At 43.8% G+C, this 12,705-nt stretch carries 15 protein-coding genes; 2 read left to right on the forward strand and 13 right to left on the reverse strand.

The window, feature by feature from the left end:
* Positions 1-55: 55 nt before the first annotated feature.
* Both NYE53_RS10780 and ilvA read right to left on the reverse strand, forming a co-directional pair.
* Positions 56-307 carry a DUF2535 family protein gene (locus NYE53_RS10780; protein WP_014480066.1) on the reverse strand — a complete coding sequence of 84 codons (252 nt, stop codon included), beginning with the start codon at positions 305-307 and terminating at the stop codon, positions 56-58.
* 85 nt (positions 308-392) lie between these two features.
* Positions 393-1,661, reverse strand: coding sequence for a threonine ammonia-lyase IlvA (ilvA, locus tag NYE53_RS10785; protein WP_014480067.1), 1,269 nt, complete (start codon positions 1,659-1,661; stop codon positions 393-395).
* Positions 1,662-1,909: 248 nt separating this feature from the next.
* Here ilvA and NYE53_RS10790 point away from each other — a divergent pair, with 248 nt between their 5' ends.
* Positions 1,910-2,905: a sigma-54-dependent transcriptional regulator gene (locus tag NYE53_RS10790; RefSeq protein WP_339244709.1), complete on the forward strand. Its 996-nt coding sequence runs from the start codon at positions 1,910-1,912 to the stop codon at positions 2,903-2,905.
* A 20-nt stretch (positions 2,906-2,925) separates the two neighbouring features.
* Complete coding sequence (locus NYE53_RS10795; protein WP_251187780.1) at positions 2,926-3,567, forward strand: hemolysin III family protein; 642 nt, start codon at positions 2,926-2,928, stop codon at positions 3,565-3,567.
* A 38-nt stretch (positions 3,568-3,605) separates the two neighbouring features.
* Here NYE53_RS10795 and NYE53_RS10800 read toward each other — a convergent pair whose 3' ends face one another.
* From NYE53_RS10800 to NYE53_RS10850, 11 genes are all read right to left on the reverse strand, one after another.
* The gene (locus NYE53_RS10800) at positions 3,606-4,226 is read right to left on the reverse strand and encodes a 1-acyl-sn-glycerol-3-phosphate acyltransferase (RefSeq protein ID WP_336154349.1); all 621 of its coding nucleotides are present in this window, start codon (positions 4,224-4,226) and stop codon (positions 3,606-3,608) included.
* On the reverse strand, positions 4,227-4,733 hold the full coding sequence (gene dfrA, locus NYE53_RS10805) for a dihydrofolate reductase DfrA (protein WP_015383909.1): 507 nt from the start codon (positions 4,731-4,733) through the stop codon (positions 4,227-4,229). It lies immediately after the preceding gene.
* A complete protein-coding gene (locus tag NYE53_RS10810) occupies positions 4,730-5,524 on the reverse strand; it encodes a thymidylate synthase (protein WP_213783403.1) in 795 nt (264 codons plus the stop codon). The genes dfrA and NYE53_RS10810 overlap by 4 nt, the downstream gene beginning before the upstream one ends.
* An 83-nt stretch (positions 5,525-5,607) precedes the next feature.
* Complete coding sequence (locus NYE53_RS10815; protein ID WP_003230797.1) at positions 5,608-6,141, reverse strand: phosphatidylglycerophosphatase A; 534 nt, start codon at positions 6,139-6,141, stop codon at positions 5,608-5,610.
* 17 nt (positions 6,142-6,158) lie between these two features.
* Positions 6,159-6,770 carry a YpjP family protein gene (locus NYE53_RS10820; RefSeq protein ID WP_009967559.1) on the reverse strand — a complete coding sequence of 204 codons (612 nt, stop codon included), beginning with the start codon at positions 6,768-6,770 and terminating at the stop codon, positions 6,159-6,161.
* Between the two features lie 259 nt (positions 6,771-7,029).
* Positions 7,030-7,803: a class I SAM-dependent methyltransferase gene (locus tag NYE53_RS10825; protein ID WP_339244716.1), complete on the reverse strand. Its 774-nt coding sequence runs from the start codon at positions 7,801-7,803 to the stop codon at positions 7,030-7,032.
* 41 nt (positions 7,804-7,844) lie between these two features.
* Positions 7,845-8,279 (reverse strand): bacilliredoxin BrxA, encoded by a 435-nt coding sequence (brxA, locus tag NYE53_RS10830; RefSeq protein ID WP_003230794.1) that lies wholly within the window; start codon positions 8,277-8,279, stop codon positions 7,845-7,847.
* Between the two features lie 107 nt (positions 8,280-8,386).
* Complete coding sequence (gene ilvD / locus NYE53_RS10835; protein ID WP_009967560.1) at positions 8,387-10,063, reverse strand: dihydroxy-acid dehydratase; 1,677 nt, start codon at positions 10,061-10,063, stop codon at positions 8,387-8,389.
* Positions 10,064-10,352: 289 nt separating this feature from the next.
* The gene (locus tag NYE53_RS10840; protein WP_339244719.1) at positions 10,353-11,486 is read right to left on the reverse strand and encodes a conserved virulence factor C family protein; all 1,134 of its coding nucleotides are present in this window, start codon (positions 11,484-11,486) and stop codon (positions 10,353-10,355) included.
* A gap of 59 nt (positions 11,487-11,545) precedes the next feature.
* Positions 11,546-12,163: an Mn(2+)-dependent (deoxy)ribonucleoside pyrophosphohydrolase gene (gene hdhQ / locus NYE53_RS10845; RefSeq protein ID WP_327829397.1), complete on the reverse strand. Its 618-nt coding sequence runs from the start codon at positions 12,161-12,163 to the stop codon at positions 11,546-11,548.
* A gap of 15 nt (positions 12,164-12,178) precedes the next feature.
* Positions 12,179-12,661 (reverse strand): glutathione peroxidase, encoded by a 483-nt coding sequence (locus NYE53_RS10850; RefSeq protein WP_327829396.1) that lies wholly within the window; start codon positions 12,659-12,661, stop codon positions 12,179-12,181.
* Positions 12,662-12,705: the final 44 nt, after the last annotated feature.

Below are 12,705 nucleotides of genomic sequence, written 5' to 3' on the forward strand. Positions count from 1 at the left end.
GCATGCCTCCCCATTAACGATTACAAAGGAGGGCATGCAGGTAAAAAACGGCATGTTACGCGTTGTGCTTTAACACCTCTTGATGAAATACAGCCTGATAATCTGCCCACTTCATCCGGCGCTTCATATAATGTCGGAAAGAATACACTTTTGCCCTGCTGTTTGATGAAAACACTTCTTTTAAGTAGAATTGCAAATGGTGATGTAACATAAAGAAATAGTGCTCATCTTCCTTTAATACAGGTATTTCTGTCACTTTCACCTGAATCCCGTCATCGCGTTTGAACTCTAGGCTTTTGAGTAACAAGCTATCAATCCTCTTTTTTGTTTTTCTTCTATTATATATGATGCCAGCCGGGCTGTCTGTCATTTTGCGCGGTTGTGTAAAAAAATTAGATTAGCAAATGGAACAAGTCCTCATCCTTGTTCACCTCTACATAATGAAACGGTTTTTTGTTCATCCGTTCAATCAGCGGCCCATAATCGGCTTTGTTCTGCAGCTCGATGCCGACAAGAGCAGGTCCGTTGCTTTTATTATTTTTCTTCGTATATTCAAATCTTGTAATGTCATCATTCGGTCCGAGGACTTCGTCAAGAAATTCGCGGAGCGCCCCCGCTCTTTGCGGAAAGTTGACGATAAAATAATGCTGAAGACCTTCAAAAATTAAGGAACGCTCCTTCATTTCCTGCATTCTTCCGATATCGTTATTGCCCCCGCTTACCACACACACCACGTTTTTCCCTTTAATTTCATCCTTGTACAAATCAAGCGCTGCGACAGAAAGAGCTCCAGCCGGTTCAGCAACAACCGCACATTCGTTATATAATTCAAGAATGGATGTACATACTTTTCCTTCAGGCACAAGGAGAATGTCATCAACGACAGTTTCCAGCGTCCGGAAGGTTTCCTCGCCAATTTTTTTAACAGCCGCCCCATCTACAAACTTATCAATTTTATCAAGTGTGACGACATGCCCAGCTTTGTTTGATTCAAAGTAGGATGCCGCTCCCGCCGGCTCAACAGCAATAACCTTTGTATCAGGAGACACGTTTTTCAAATATGTACCTACCCCAGAGAGAAGGCCGCCGCCTCCGACACTTGCAAAAAGAAAATGCGGTTCTGTATCAATGTCGTTTAAAATCTCGACTGCGAGCGTTCCCTGTCCGGCCATCACATCCGGATCATCGAACGGATGGATAAACGTCCGAGATTCCGCCTCACAGCATTCAGCAGCGCTTTTATACGCGTCGTCAAACGTATCGCCTGTCAAAATAATATCGATAAATCCTTTTCCGAATAGTTCAACTTGAGATACTTTTTGTCTCGGTGTAGTAGACGGCATAAAAATTTTTCCGTGAATGCCAAGATGTTTACACGAAAATGCCACACCTTGAGCGTGGTTTCCGGCACTTGCACACACAACTCCGTTCTCTGTCTGCTCGCTGGAAAGCTGTTTCATTTTATGATAAGCCCCTCTGAGCTTAAAAGATCTGACAACTTGCAAGTCTTCACGTTTTAAATAGATATTGCATTCATATCTCTCAGAAAGTCTGTCATTCCTCTGCAAAGGTGTGTGAATGACAACGTCCTTTACGTTTTGGTGAGCCTTCAAAATGTCTTTCACTTGGATGAGAGAGTTTTCTTTAAGCAACGGTTTCATGTACAGATTCCTTTCTTGTTTTAAATCCCTATTTAATATGCCATTATAACATGAATATTCAAAAAATAAGACAATTATTTTTATTTAATAATTAAAAAAATACAGACTATGTCCACCACATCTTGTGGTAACTTCTGTTCAACCATTATCCTGCAGAGCCAAGAAAAAAGTTGATCGTAAAATAAAGGGTGTTTTCAACCAAAAGGCATGATATAATGAAACCAATTAGAACCAAAAGGAGCCAATTGATGAATAGTGCACCAAAACTCAATACATTTCAACTTCTAATCGGAGAACATCAAACTTTCCTGGAAGCGAAGCGAATCGCCAAGCAGTTCTCGTTATCGGAGCTTCCTGTCTTAATAACAGGAAAAATCGGAACAGGCAAAAATCACTTCGCACATGCCATACACTTGGAATCTTCGAGAAGCAATGAACCGTTTATAAGCGTCAATTGCAGCACCCATTCGGAAGAAACCCTTATTCATGAGCTTTTTGGCCCTAACGGAAACACAGGTGTTTTTCAAAAAGCGGTACGAGGAACCCTTTTTCTTGATGATGTATGGCGCATGCCTGCTTCTGTACAAGCTCAGCTGTTAAAAGCGCTTGATTCAGACACGGAGAAACCGCGAATGATCTGTGCTTCTGCAGACCGATCCGTGGAACATACATTCAGGCAAGACTTATTCTACAGACTGAACATTTTAACGCTCGCACTGCCAGAATTATCGGAACGAAAAAGCGATATTCCGCTTTTGACACAGCATTTTCTCTCAAATTCCGGTCGGCAATTGTTAATCGATCCCTCCGTTTTTCCCATGCTTGAGAAGCATGCATTTGAAGGCAATGTCAGGGAATTAAAAAACGCTGCAGATTATATGGCGGCAGTATCAAGCGGGGGAACGATTCAGCCATATGACCTGCCGCCATATATTAGAGGCGCGATAGACGGAAAAACATCGAAGAAAAAAGCGAAGCTGCTGACTTTAATGGAAAAAGCTGAGTTTTTGTTTATTTTGGAAACAATAAAAGTATTGAACGAAAAAGGAGAACCTGCCAGCAGACGGATCATTTCTGAACACAGCAAAAATACCCAAACCTCGTTAACGCCGCAGCAGGTCAGAAGCCGTCTCGACTATTTGGAGAAAAAAGATTATGTCACCAAAAGCCGCGGACGCGCAGGCACAAAAATTACCTTTGAGGGCTTGAGCTTTATAGAGACGTTAAAAAATCAAATGATCTAGTGATCGAAAGGAGAATGCACTTGTTTACAATCAAAGAAGAGATCGCCAATGCGATTACACACGGCATCGGTGTCCTCTTATCCATCCCAGCATTAGTGTTTCTAATCATATTTGCGGCTAATTACGGGTCTGCATGGGACATTGTCAGCTTTACAATATTCGGTGTCTCTATGCTGCTGTTATATTTGAGCTCCACCCTGCTTCACAGCATCACACATAAAAAAACGAAGGACATTTTGGAGATTATTGATCATAGCGCGATTTACGTACTCATCGCCGGAACCTACACGCCTTTTTTGCTTGGGCCGCTGAAAGGCACACTCGGCTTTACCCTGTTGGTTATCGTATGGTCACTTGCCCTAGGCGGAATCGTTTTTAAAATTTTCTTTGTGAAACGGTTTATCCTATTGTCAACCTTCGTGTATTTAGTCATGGGGTGGCTGATGATTATTGCAGTTAAACCTTTATATGCTTCACTGAGCGGAGCGGGATTCACCCTCCTTTTTCTCGGCGGCATTTTATACTCTGTCGGAACCATCTTTTACATTTGGAAAAAGATCCCCTTCCATCACGCCATTTGGCACAGCTTTGTATTGGGCGGGAGCGCTGCCATGTTTTTCTGCGTGCTCTTCTATTGTGTAAAGGTGCCGTTCCTTTCGTAACAGTAACAGAAAAGCGCAGTCTTCACGACTGCGCTTTTTTATGCACGTAATTGTTTTTCATTGGCAGGTATATAAGCTTTTGAAAAGGACAATTCAATGTCTGTCGGTTTTAAGCGTTTAAAAAACGAGCCCTTTTGCATGTTATCTGTTCCTTTCGTTTCCACCATCACCAACGGAAGATGATAGCGGGCCGCAAGTTCTACAGGATCAATAGAACCATCTAGTGAAAGAATCAGGCTTTGTCCCTTTTCCAGCTGTTTTGTCACATCTTCATATACCTTTTCTGAATCACCGTCTGAAATCACATCCATCCGATCCAGCCATTGCCCGATAAAAGGCAAGCGGAACACTTTTGGGTTGGCGATAAAGCCGGCCGGTTCCTCAATATATCCAGCAATTAAGGCCAGTTCAGCCAAACGCAAACGGGGATGCACATACAAAACAGGACCGTGTGGTATTGGCTCTGGCTGATGGATCGTCACAACTGAACCGGAGATGCCGATACAGCCTTCCAAAAACGCCTTTGGCTGTTCGTACACAAGAGTCATCTGTTTTTTGTATGACAGACGGGGATCGAGCATTGTTTGATTAAATAATTGTTTCATATTTTTTAACAGCATATACACAATATAAACCACTAGAAGGCTGTAGCGAACCAATTAAAATCCTCCCGCTTTAGAAGAATTCTTTTTTTCATACATTAGAAATTCGTAATCATACGGGTTTTTTTCGTCTTTGATCCCCTGCTCAGAAGAAACCAGCTTCCAATTGGATTCATCAAATTCAGGGAAGTGACGGTCACCCTCAAACTCGTGATGAATTTTCGTCATATACAGTCTGTCCGCATAAGGGAAAAGGTCCGTATAGAGCTGAGCCCCTCCGATCACAAAGCATTCTTCAGGGCCTGAACAAATGTCCAGTACATCCTTTAATGAACTGACAACCGTGCATCCCGGAAATTCTGAAGCCGGCGCTGAGGTAACGACAATATTTTTCCGATTTGGAAGCGGACGTCCGATCGATTCAAATGTTTTTCGGCCCATAATGATTGAATGGCCCGATGTTACTTTCTTAAAGTATGCAAGATCATTGGGCAAATGCCACGGCAAATCATTGTCTTTGCCGATAAGCCTGTTGGCATCCATTGCAAAAATGAATGAAATCATACGCTAACCGCCCCTTTTATATGAGGATGCGGATCATAATCCTCGATGATAAAGTCCTCAAATGCAAAGTTAAAAATAGAATCAACCTTTCTGGCGAAACGAAGCTGCGGAAGCGGTCTAACATCTCTTTCCAGCTGCAAATTGACTTGTTCAATATGATTTTGATAAATATGAACATCACCAAACGTATGGATGAACTCGCCCGGTTCAAGCCCAGTCACATGAGCAATAATCATGGTTAGCAGGGCATAAGATGCAATATTAAACGGCACACCTAAGAAAACATCGGCAGAGCGCTGATACAGCTGACAGGACAGCTTGCCGTCAGACACATAGAATTGAAACAGGCAATGGCAGGGCGGCAACGCCATTTTATCAATTTCACCAACATTCCAGGCGCTGACGATTAAGCGTCTGGAGTTCGGATTTGTCTTAATATCTTCAATAAGACGGGAAATTTGATCAATGGTTTCTCCATCAGCTCCCCGCCAAGAACGCCATTGGGAGCCATACACAGGTCCAAGTTCACCGTTTTCATCAGCCCACTCATTCCAGATTCGCACTCCGTTTTCCTGCAGATAGCGTACATTCGTATCTCCTTTTAAGAACCACAGCAGTTCATGCGCAATTGATTTAAAGTGGAGTTTTTTAGTGGTGAGCATCGGAAAGCCTTCCCGTAAATTAAATCTCATTTGATATCCGAAAGTGCTGATTGTTCCGGTCCCTGTCCGGTCTCCCTTTTTCTCACCATGCTCTAAAACATGTCTACATAAATCCTTAAACTGTTTCATTTTTTTCATCCTTTAAAAGTAGTCTTCTAGTAGTGTAACACAATAAAAAATCATTTCTGAACCCAGAAATGATTTTTTTATAGTCAGCTGACGACAGGCTTTTCATCCTGTTCTTTTTCTTCATCTTGCAGATCCTGATGCGTATGTGCAATTCTGCTCGCCGCTGCTGCAGCAAGTGCTGCCACAATATCATCCAAAAAGGTGTGAATACCGTCTGGACTTTCATCAAGTTCCTTAATAATTCCAATCTTCTCTTTATCCAAATAACCGAAATTGGTCAAACCGATCGACCCGTACACATTAACGATTGAAAGCGGGATAATTTCATCTATGCCGTAAAGCGGTTCATCCGTTTCAACAAGGTGCTGCAGCGGTTCGGGGAGAAGCTTCTGTTCTGCAAGCTGATCGAGTGCAAGGCCTGTCAAAACAGCATGAATAATTTCACGTTTGTTCAGGACTTTTTCTACATTCTCCATGCAAACACTGAGCGGCAGATTTGGATTGTATTTTTCCTGAAGTTTTTGAACAATCCGTGCAATATCTTCTATCATAACGCCCCGTTTGTTCAGCATATCCTTTGTTATATCGACCATTTCATTCATTGTGTACTTTTTCATGTCTAATGGCATCTCCTTTAGGCACTCATCCAGTTGGGAGGCGTGTTGCGGTCCCAGTAAATGCTCCCAAGCTCATGATGTGATTGAAATCCATCTTCTGCTGTATGATAATGAAAATTAAACCAGTAGCCGTCATGAGGCGGGTGGTCTCTTCGCACATGGAATCTGAGAAGATCTTCTCCAGTTGTCCGATTATAAACGTTGAAAATTTTTTCCGTTTTGCCCGCTGAAGGCATGCTTGAGATCACAACATCTTGGTACGCCTCATCATCTTGCAATGTCGCTAAATAATCACTAATCACATTTTCGATTTTTGGCAGGATCTCTTTCCGATAGTCATCCTCAATGACAGGAGCGATTCTGCTGCCGAATTTTAAAAAGGACTGATCCTCAGCGCTGTCAAGGAGCTGTTCCTTGTACGATTGAAAAAGCAGTTCAGGATCTCGCCTGTCATCCGACTCATCATCGTACAGGTCATGCTCATCATAAAAAGCGGTGTAATCATTCTGCTCAAGACTGCTCGGCTGTCCGGAAGGCTTGTCCGCCATAAGGGCAGCCGGAGGAGATACGAGCCCGAACGTTACAATGGTAAATAAAACCACAAGGGTCTTTCTCATCCACAATTTCATGACTGCTTATTCCTCTCTATTTTATTGTCATGTTTCTCTTATTTTAGCACATCCAAAACATTCAAGTCATGTACTATATGAAACTGATATGCAAATTAGGAGATTCGTTGCTATGCACTTTGCGTAAAAACGCTTACAATATTCCGTGAAAGGAGGCTTTCCGCATGATTGACGCTCTGTTTGCCACAGTTTCACTCTTAACATTGTTATACTTTGTCGTCATGGAGGTCACCGATTAACAGAAAGCCCGTGATATGAATCACGGGCTTGTTTGAATGACGCCATAATGGAACAGTGCTGTTTTTCTTTTCATGACGTTAAAACCAAACTGTTCAAACCGCGGGCTTTTCCAGTGGTCTTTTAGCACAACGCTTTTTCTGGCGACTCGTACCGCTTCATTGATACATCCTTCGTGCAAAACGGAATCCTCTGCCAAATCACGTAAAGGCGCGATGCCGTCAGAGGTTTCTACAGGTTCATGAAACATTGGATCGAAATAAACCACATCAACAGAGTTGTCAGGAAGCTGCTTGAGGTGTTCAAAGCAATCACCATTCTTCACCTGGATTCTTCTCATCGCAACTTGAAGCTCTTCTATACCCGTTTCCCATGAATGCAGCCCCGTCCTCACTAAAACAGACACAAGATGGTTTTTTTCAATCCCAACAACAGAACCCGTTTCGCCTACTGCCATACTTGCGATAATGGCATCTGACCCCAGCCCGAGTGTGCAATCTAAAAACGCATCCCCTTCAGATAAGCCGGCAGCCCGAAGCATAGGCTCTTTCTCCCCCTGTAAGAAGCGTTTGGCTCTGAACATCGCTGTATTCGGATGAAAAAAGAATTTGGCACCTTGTTTCGTATACAGCTCAAACCGCTCTTTGCCGACCACAAGCAAATCACGTTCAGCTGACTTCAGCAGGTGTTCAACCGTTTGTTTATTCCGGCCGCAGTATGGCATATTTAGCTCTTTAGAAAGCTGCTTTGCGGTTTTTATGTTGTGTTCAGACGGTCTATAGCTTGTTGTTATCATCTTCTGTACTCCCAAAAAGAAAATGCCCGGAAAACGGGCATTTAGCAGTGCGCATCGAAGGCAGCAGTCAGATTTTTCATGATTTCTTCCATATCGTGTCCTTCAATTTCATGACGCGGAATAAAATGTACGACTTCTTTGCCTTTCAAAAGAGCCATTGATGGTGAAGAAGGCTCCTGGCCAGTAAAATACTCACGCATTTTCGCAGTAGCTTCTTTATCTTGGCCCGCAAAAACAGTCACCGTATTGTCAGGTGTTTTGTCATTCTGGAGGACTGCCTGTGTAGCCGCAGGACGCGCAAGGCCTGCCGCACAGCCGCATACAGAGTTAACGACTACAAGAGTTGTGCCCTCTGCCTTTTCCATAAAGTTTTCTACTTCTTCCGCTGTTGTTAACTCTTCAAAACCTGCTCCAGTCAGCTCGCGGCGCATCGGTACGACAAGCTGGCGCATGTATTCTTCATAAGCCATTGACATAAAAAAAAGCCCCCTCTAGTATCCTTCATCTGAAGTAAAGGATACTATAGAGAGGGCCGGATTTCAAATGTTCACGCCTTAAAATAAAAGAAAGTGTCCCCAGCTGTCTAGATTTTCATAATACCGCCGGTGTTGGCACTCGTCACAAGTTTAGAATAACGTGCCAGGTAGCCGGTTTTCACTTTCGGTTCAAAACCTTTCCAGTTCGCTTTTCGTTTTTCCCACTCTTCTTCTGGCACTTGTACATCCAAGATGCGTTTTTCAATATCAACGATAATATGGTCTCCGTTTTCAACAAAGGCAAGTGGCCCGCCCTCAGCTGCCTCAGGTGATACGTGGCCGATTGAGAGGCCACGGGAGGCTCCGGAAAAACGTCCGTCCGTAATCAATGCCACTTTTGGTCCGAGTCCCATTCCAACGATTTGGGATGTTGGCGCCAGCATTTCCGGCATGCCAGGTCCGCCTTTTGGCCCTTCGTATCTGATGATGACAACGTCGCCTTCTTTTACTTTTCGGTTGATAATGCCGTCAAGCGCCTCGTCCTGAGAATCGAATACGACAGCCGGCCCTTCGTGTCTTGTAATCCCATTCTGTACGCCGCCTGTTTTAATGATAGCGCCGTCCGGAGCTAGATTACCGAATAAAACAGCAAGGCCACCCTTTTCAGTGAATGGTTGATCCAGCGGATGAATGACGTCATAATCCTTTACTTCATGTCCGGCAATGGTTTCTCCAAGAGTTTTTCCTGTAACAGTCAGCGCATCTAAATGAAGCGCTCCTTCTTTCTTGGAAAGCTCATTCAGAGCCGCTGACACGCCGCCCGCTTCATGAAGATCTTCAATAAACACATCCGATGCAGGCGCCAGCTTGGCCAAGTGCGGCACGCGCTCAGCGACTTCGTTAATGCGTTCTAAAGAGTATTCAACGCCGGCTTCGTTTGCAAGGGCAAGCGTATGAAGAACGGTATTTGTAGAACCTCCGAGCGCCATATCGAGTGCAAACGCGTTATCAATCGCTTTTACTGTAACGATATCACGCGGTTTGATATCTTTGCGAATCGTTTCCATTAATTGCGCAGCCGATTTTCTCACAAACTCTTTGCGTTCCGGAGATGTCGCCAGAATGGTTCCATTACCCGGCAAAGCAAGACCAAGTGCTTCTGACAGACAGTTCATTGAGTTCGCCGTAAACATGCCTGAGCAAGACCCGCACGTTGGGCATCCGAACTGCTCTAGTTCTTGAAGCTCGTTTTCGTTGATTTTCCCTGCTTGGTAGGCGCCTACCCCTTCGAATACTGAGGAAAGGGAGATTTTTCGCCCGTCACTTGTTCTTCCTGCCGCCATCGGTCCGCCGCTGACAAAAATCGTCGGAATGTTAATGCGCATTGCCGCCATAAGCATTCCCGGTGTGATTTTGTCGCAGTTCGGAATACAGACCATTCCGTCAAACCAGTGTGCGGATACAACCGTTTCCACAGAGTCTGCGATAATTTCACGGCTTGGCAGCGAATATCTCATACCAATATGCCCCATTGCGATGCCATCATCTACCCCAATGGTATTAAATTCAAACGGAACGCCCCCTGCTTCTCTGATTGCTTCTTTTACGATTTTCCCAAACTCCTGCAAGTGAACATGACCGGGAACGATATCAATGTATGAATTACACACCGCAATAAACGGCTTGCCGAAATCCTCTTCTTTTACTCCTGCTGCACGAAGCAAACTGCGGTGCGGAGCTCTATCGATTCCTTGTGTGATCATATTACTGCGTAATTCTGCCATGGTGATCCTCCTAAATTCTTTCAATTGTTTGATTGGATTTTATTTTGACAATTTTCAGTTTATTTATGGGCTGTTTTTGCAAATAAGATAAAATACAGGCCGCCCTCACCTTGTTTTGTTCTATCGTGTTTTTATATTTATATAGCTTTCTTTCGATTTGAACCCTCCAACTATTAATATTGTTACTTACTATAAATAGTTTTCGGATATTTTTCAACAATATTCGAAATAATTTTTATAAAAAGTGAATTCACATAAAAAAGGTGCATGATCTGCACCTTTTTTATTTCTATTCGCCTTTTTTTCTGCTTTCTGTCATTTGTTTCCAAACAGAACCTTTTGCTTCTTCTCCATGCTCAATACGTTCAAGCGCCATTTTGACTTGAAGGCTGACCTCAAATTCGGGGTCTTCTTCTGCAGCGCGCAAAGCTTCAATTGCACTTTCATCCCCGACTTCGTACAGGAACATGGCCGCACGCCAGCGAACAAGCTTGCTGGAGTCGCTTAACGACTTGATCATAGCGGGCATGGCTTGAGGATCGCCGATATCAGACAGGCAGTCTCCGGCCGTTCTTCTGACTGATACAGCTTTGTCCTCAAGTGCTTTATACAATAGAGGAAGAACATCAAGTGTTTCAATCATCCCTAAGTACACAACAGCCTGTCTTCTGATGGACACCTTTGGATCATCCAATGCCTTCTGTAAAACCGGGATATCCTCTTCTTTCGGATCCATCTGTTCCAAGTGTGCATAACGCTTTTTCCAGTCCTCATCATCCAGCATGTCAAGCGTTACTTTATACGCTTTGCGCTGTACAGCTTGTTTTGCTTCGCCCTTTCCTTGAGCGGCTGCTTCAGTCAGTCGTTTCAGCCGTTCATCACTGTATGCCGCCTGAAGCTCTTCTGTCACATCATGGCCGATTTCATCAAAGTCACCGAATCTGACACCTTGTTCTTTCCAAGCCCGCTCAAACACAACATTGGAAGCTTCAGATCTAAGTTTTAAGATCGCCTGCTGAAAGCGTTCAGGTAAGCCGAAGCGTTCTTCCCGCTCTCCATCGGTCAATTTAACTTGCATAGGAATGCCGCTGAACATCTGCACAAAAACTTTTACCTCTCCAAAAGATTCTTGATCAGAACGATTTTCTTCCGCGCTTTCAGCACTTTCCATCCCAAATGCAGTGCGGACTTGCGGTAAAATGTCTTTCCAGTCGTATCTTGCATTCCGTTCAACAGCAAGAAAATCTGCGACGTGATATACCCCTTTAACTCCATCTATTTTAAGAATTTCCGCTATAACAGGCGGTGCGCCTTCTGCTTGCTCAGGTTTATAGTTATTGCTTTTGCCCGCCGGAAGCTCTTCCGTTAAGATGACTTTCATTGTATTCGGGCTTGGTGTAGGTTCAATTGATTTTATCTTCATGATCGTCCTCCTATAGCATATCTGTGACTTATTCTATCATAGTCGCTCCAAGCCTTCTATTACGACGTTTTGGCATCAATCCCGGGTATTTCTTTTTCTAATTGGCGGACAAACTGAAGCATAAAATTGTGTCTTTCTTCTGCCAGTTCCCGTGCAGTGTCTGTATTCATCATATCTTTCAGCCGCAGCAGCTTATGAAAAAAATGAGCGTAGGCGCTTTGCTCATCTCCATAAAGGCTATGCCCGTTTGCGCCCGCAAACATGAAAGCTCTCGCAATGCCGACAGCACCAATCGCATCAAGTCTGTCAGCATCCTGTACAGCTTTTCCTTCAATTGAGAGCGGCTCCTTCGCCAATTTCCCCCTGTCCCGAAAGGACATCCTTGTTATAATATGAATCACCCTGTCTGCATTCTCTTTTCCTACTCCGAAAAAAACGAGCTGATCATATACTTCGCTCACAGAAAGCCTGACCGTGTCAGGCAGCTTCACATCAATTAAATCATGAACCAAAGCCGCCGTTTCAACAATGAACAAATCCGCTTTTTCCTTTTCTCCAATATACGCTGCAAGATCTGCTACTCTTGATACATGATGCCAGTCATGTCCAGAGCTTTCGTCAGTCAGGATAGATTGAACCCATGCCCTGATTTGCTCTGCCTGCTTCAATTCCTTCACAAAAACACCCTCTTTTTATTGCTCTAACAGCTTCACGATATCGTTTTCCAGCTCTTTCGGATTTGTATTTGGTGAATAACGGCCAACGATTTCTCCATTTCTATCCACTATAAATTTCGTGAAATTCCACTTGATCGCCTTAGTTCCCAGCATCCCTTTCGCATGTTCTGTCAAATACACAAACAGCGGGTGGGCATTTTTCCCGTTTACATCCACTTTTGAAAACATAGGAAATGTAACACCGTAATTTGTTTCACAAAATTCCTGTATGTCAGCCTCTTCACCAGGCTCTTGGTTCATGAATTGATTGCAGGGGAACCCTAAGATCTCCAGCCCATCCTGCTGATATGTATCATATAATTCCTGCAGCTGCTTCAATTGGGGAGTAAAACCGCACTTACTTGCTGTATTCACGATCATCAGTACCTTTCCCGCGAAAGGCTGAAGTGTCATGTCTTTCCCTGTGATTGTACGTACCTTCATATGATAAATAGACATGTAAGTCCCTCCTATGTCCCTGGTGCTGATTATTTTACCTTTTT

The organism is Bacillus sp. FSL R5-0523 (genome assembly GCF_037975295.1).
Classification (GTDB): Bacteria; Bacillota; Bacilli; order Bacillales; family Bacillaceae; genus Bacillus; species Bacillus subtilis.

Bases quoted from the DNA above. Each gene is read 5' to 3' on its own strand.
- NYE53_RS10810 (WP_213783403.1), bottom strand. From the start codon at position 5,524: ATGAAACAGTTTAAGGATTTATGTAGACATGTTTTAGAGCATGGTGAG.
- brxA (WP_003230794.1), bottom strand. From the start codon at position 8,279: ATGTCAATGGCTTATGAAGAATACATGCGCCAGCTTGTCGTACCGATG.
- NYE53_RS10790 (WP_339244709.1), top strand. From the start codon at position 1,910: ATGAATAGTGCACCAAAACTCAATACATTTCAACTTCTAATCGGAGAA.
- ilvD (WP_009967560.1), bottom strand. From the start codon at position 10,063: ATGGCAGAATTACGCAGTAATATGATCACACAAGGAATCGATAGAGCT.
- NYE53_RS10825 (WP_339244716.1), bottom strand. From the start codon at position 7,803: ATGATAACAACAAGCTATAGACCGTCTGAACACAACATAAAAACCGCA.
- NYE53_RS10850 (WP_327829396.1), bottom strand. From the start codon at position 12,661: ATGTCTATTTATCATATGAAGGTACGTACAATCACAGGGAAAGACATG.
- NYE53_RS10820 (WP_009967559.1), bottom strand. From the start codon at position 6,770: ATGAAATTGTGGATGAGAAAGACCCTTGTGGTTTTATTTACCATTGTA.
- dfrA (WP_015383909.1), bottom strand. From the start codon at position 4,733: ATGATTTCATTCATTTTTGCAATGGATGCCAACAGGCTTATCGGCAAA.
- ilvA (WP_014480067.1), bottom strand. From the start codon at position 1,661: ATGAAACCGTTGCTTAAAGAAAACTCTCTCATCCAAGTGAAAGACATT.
- NYE53_RS10815 (WP_003230797.1), bottom strand. From the start codon at position 6,141: ATGAAAAAGTACACAATGAATGAAATGGTCGATATAACAAAGGATATG.
- NYE53_RS10840 (WP_339244719.1), bottom strand. From the start codon at position 11,486: ATGAAGATAAAATCAATTGAACCTACACCAAGCCCGAATACAATGAAA.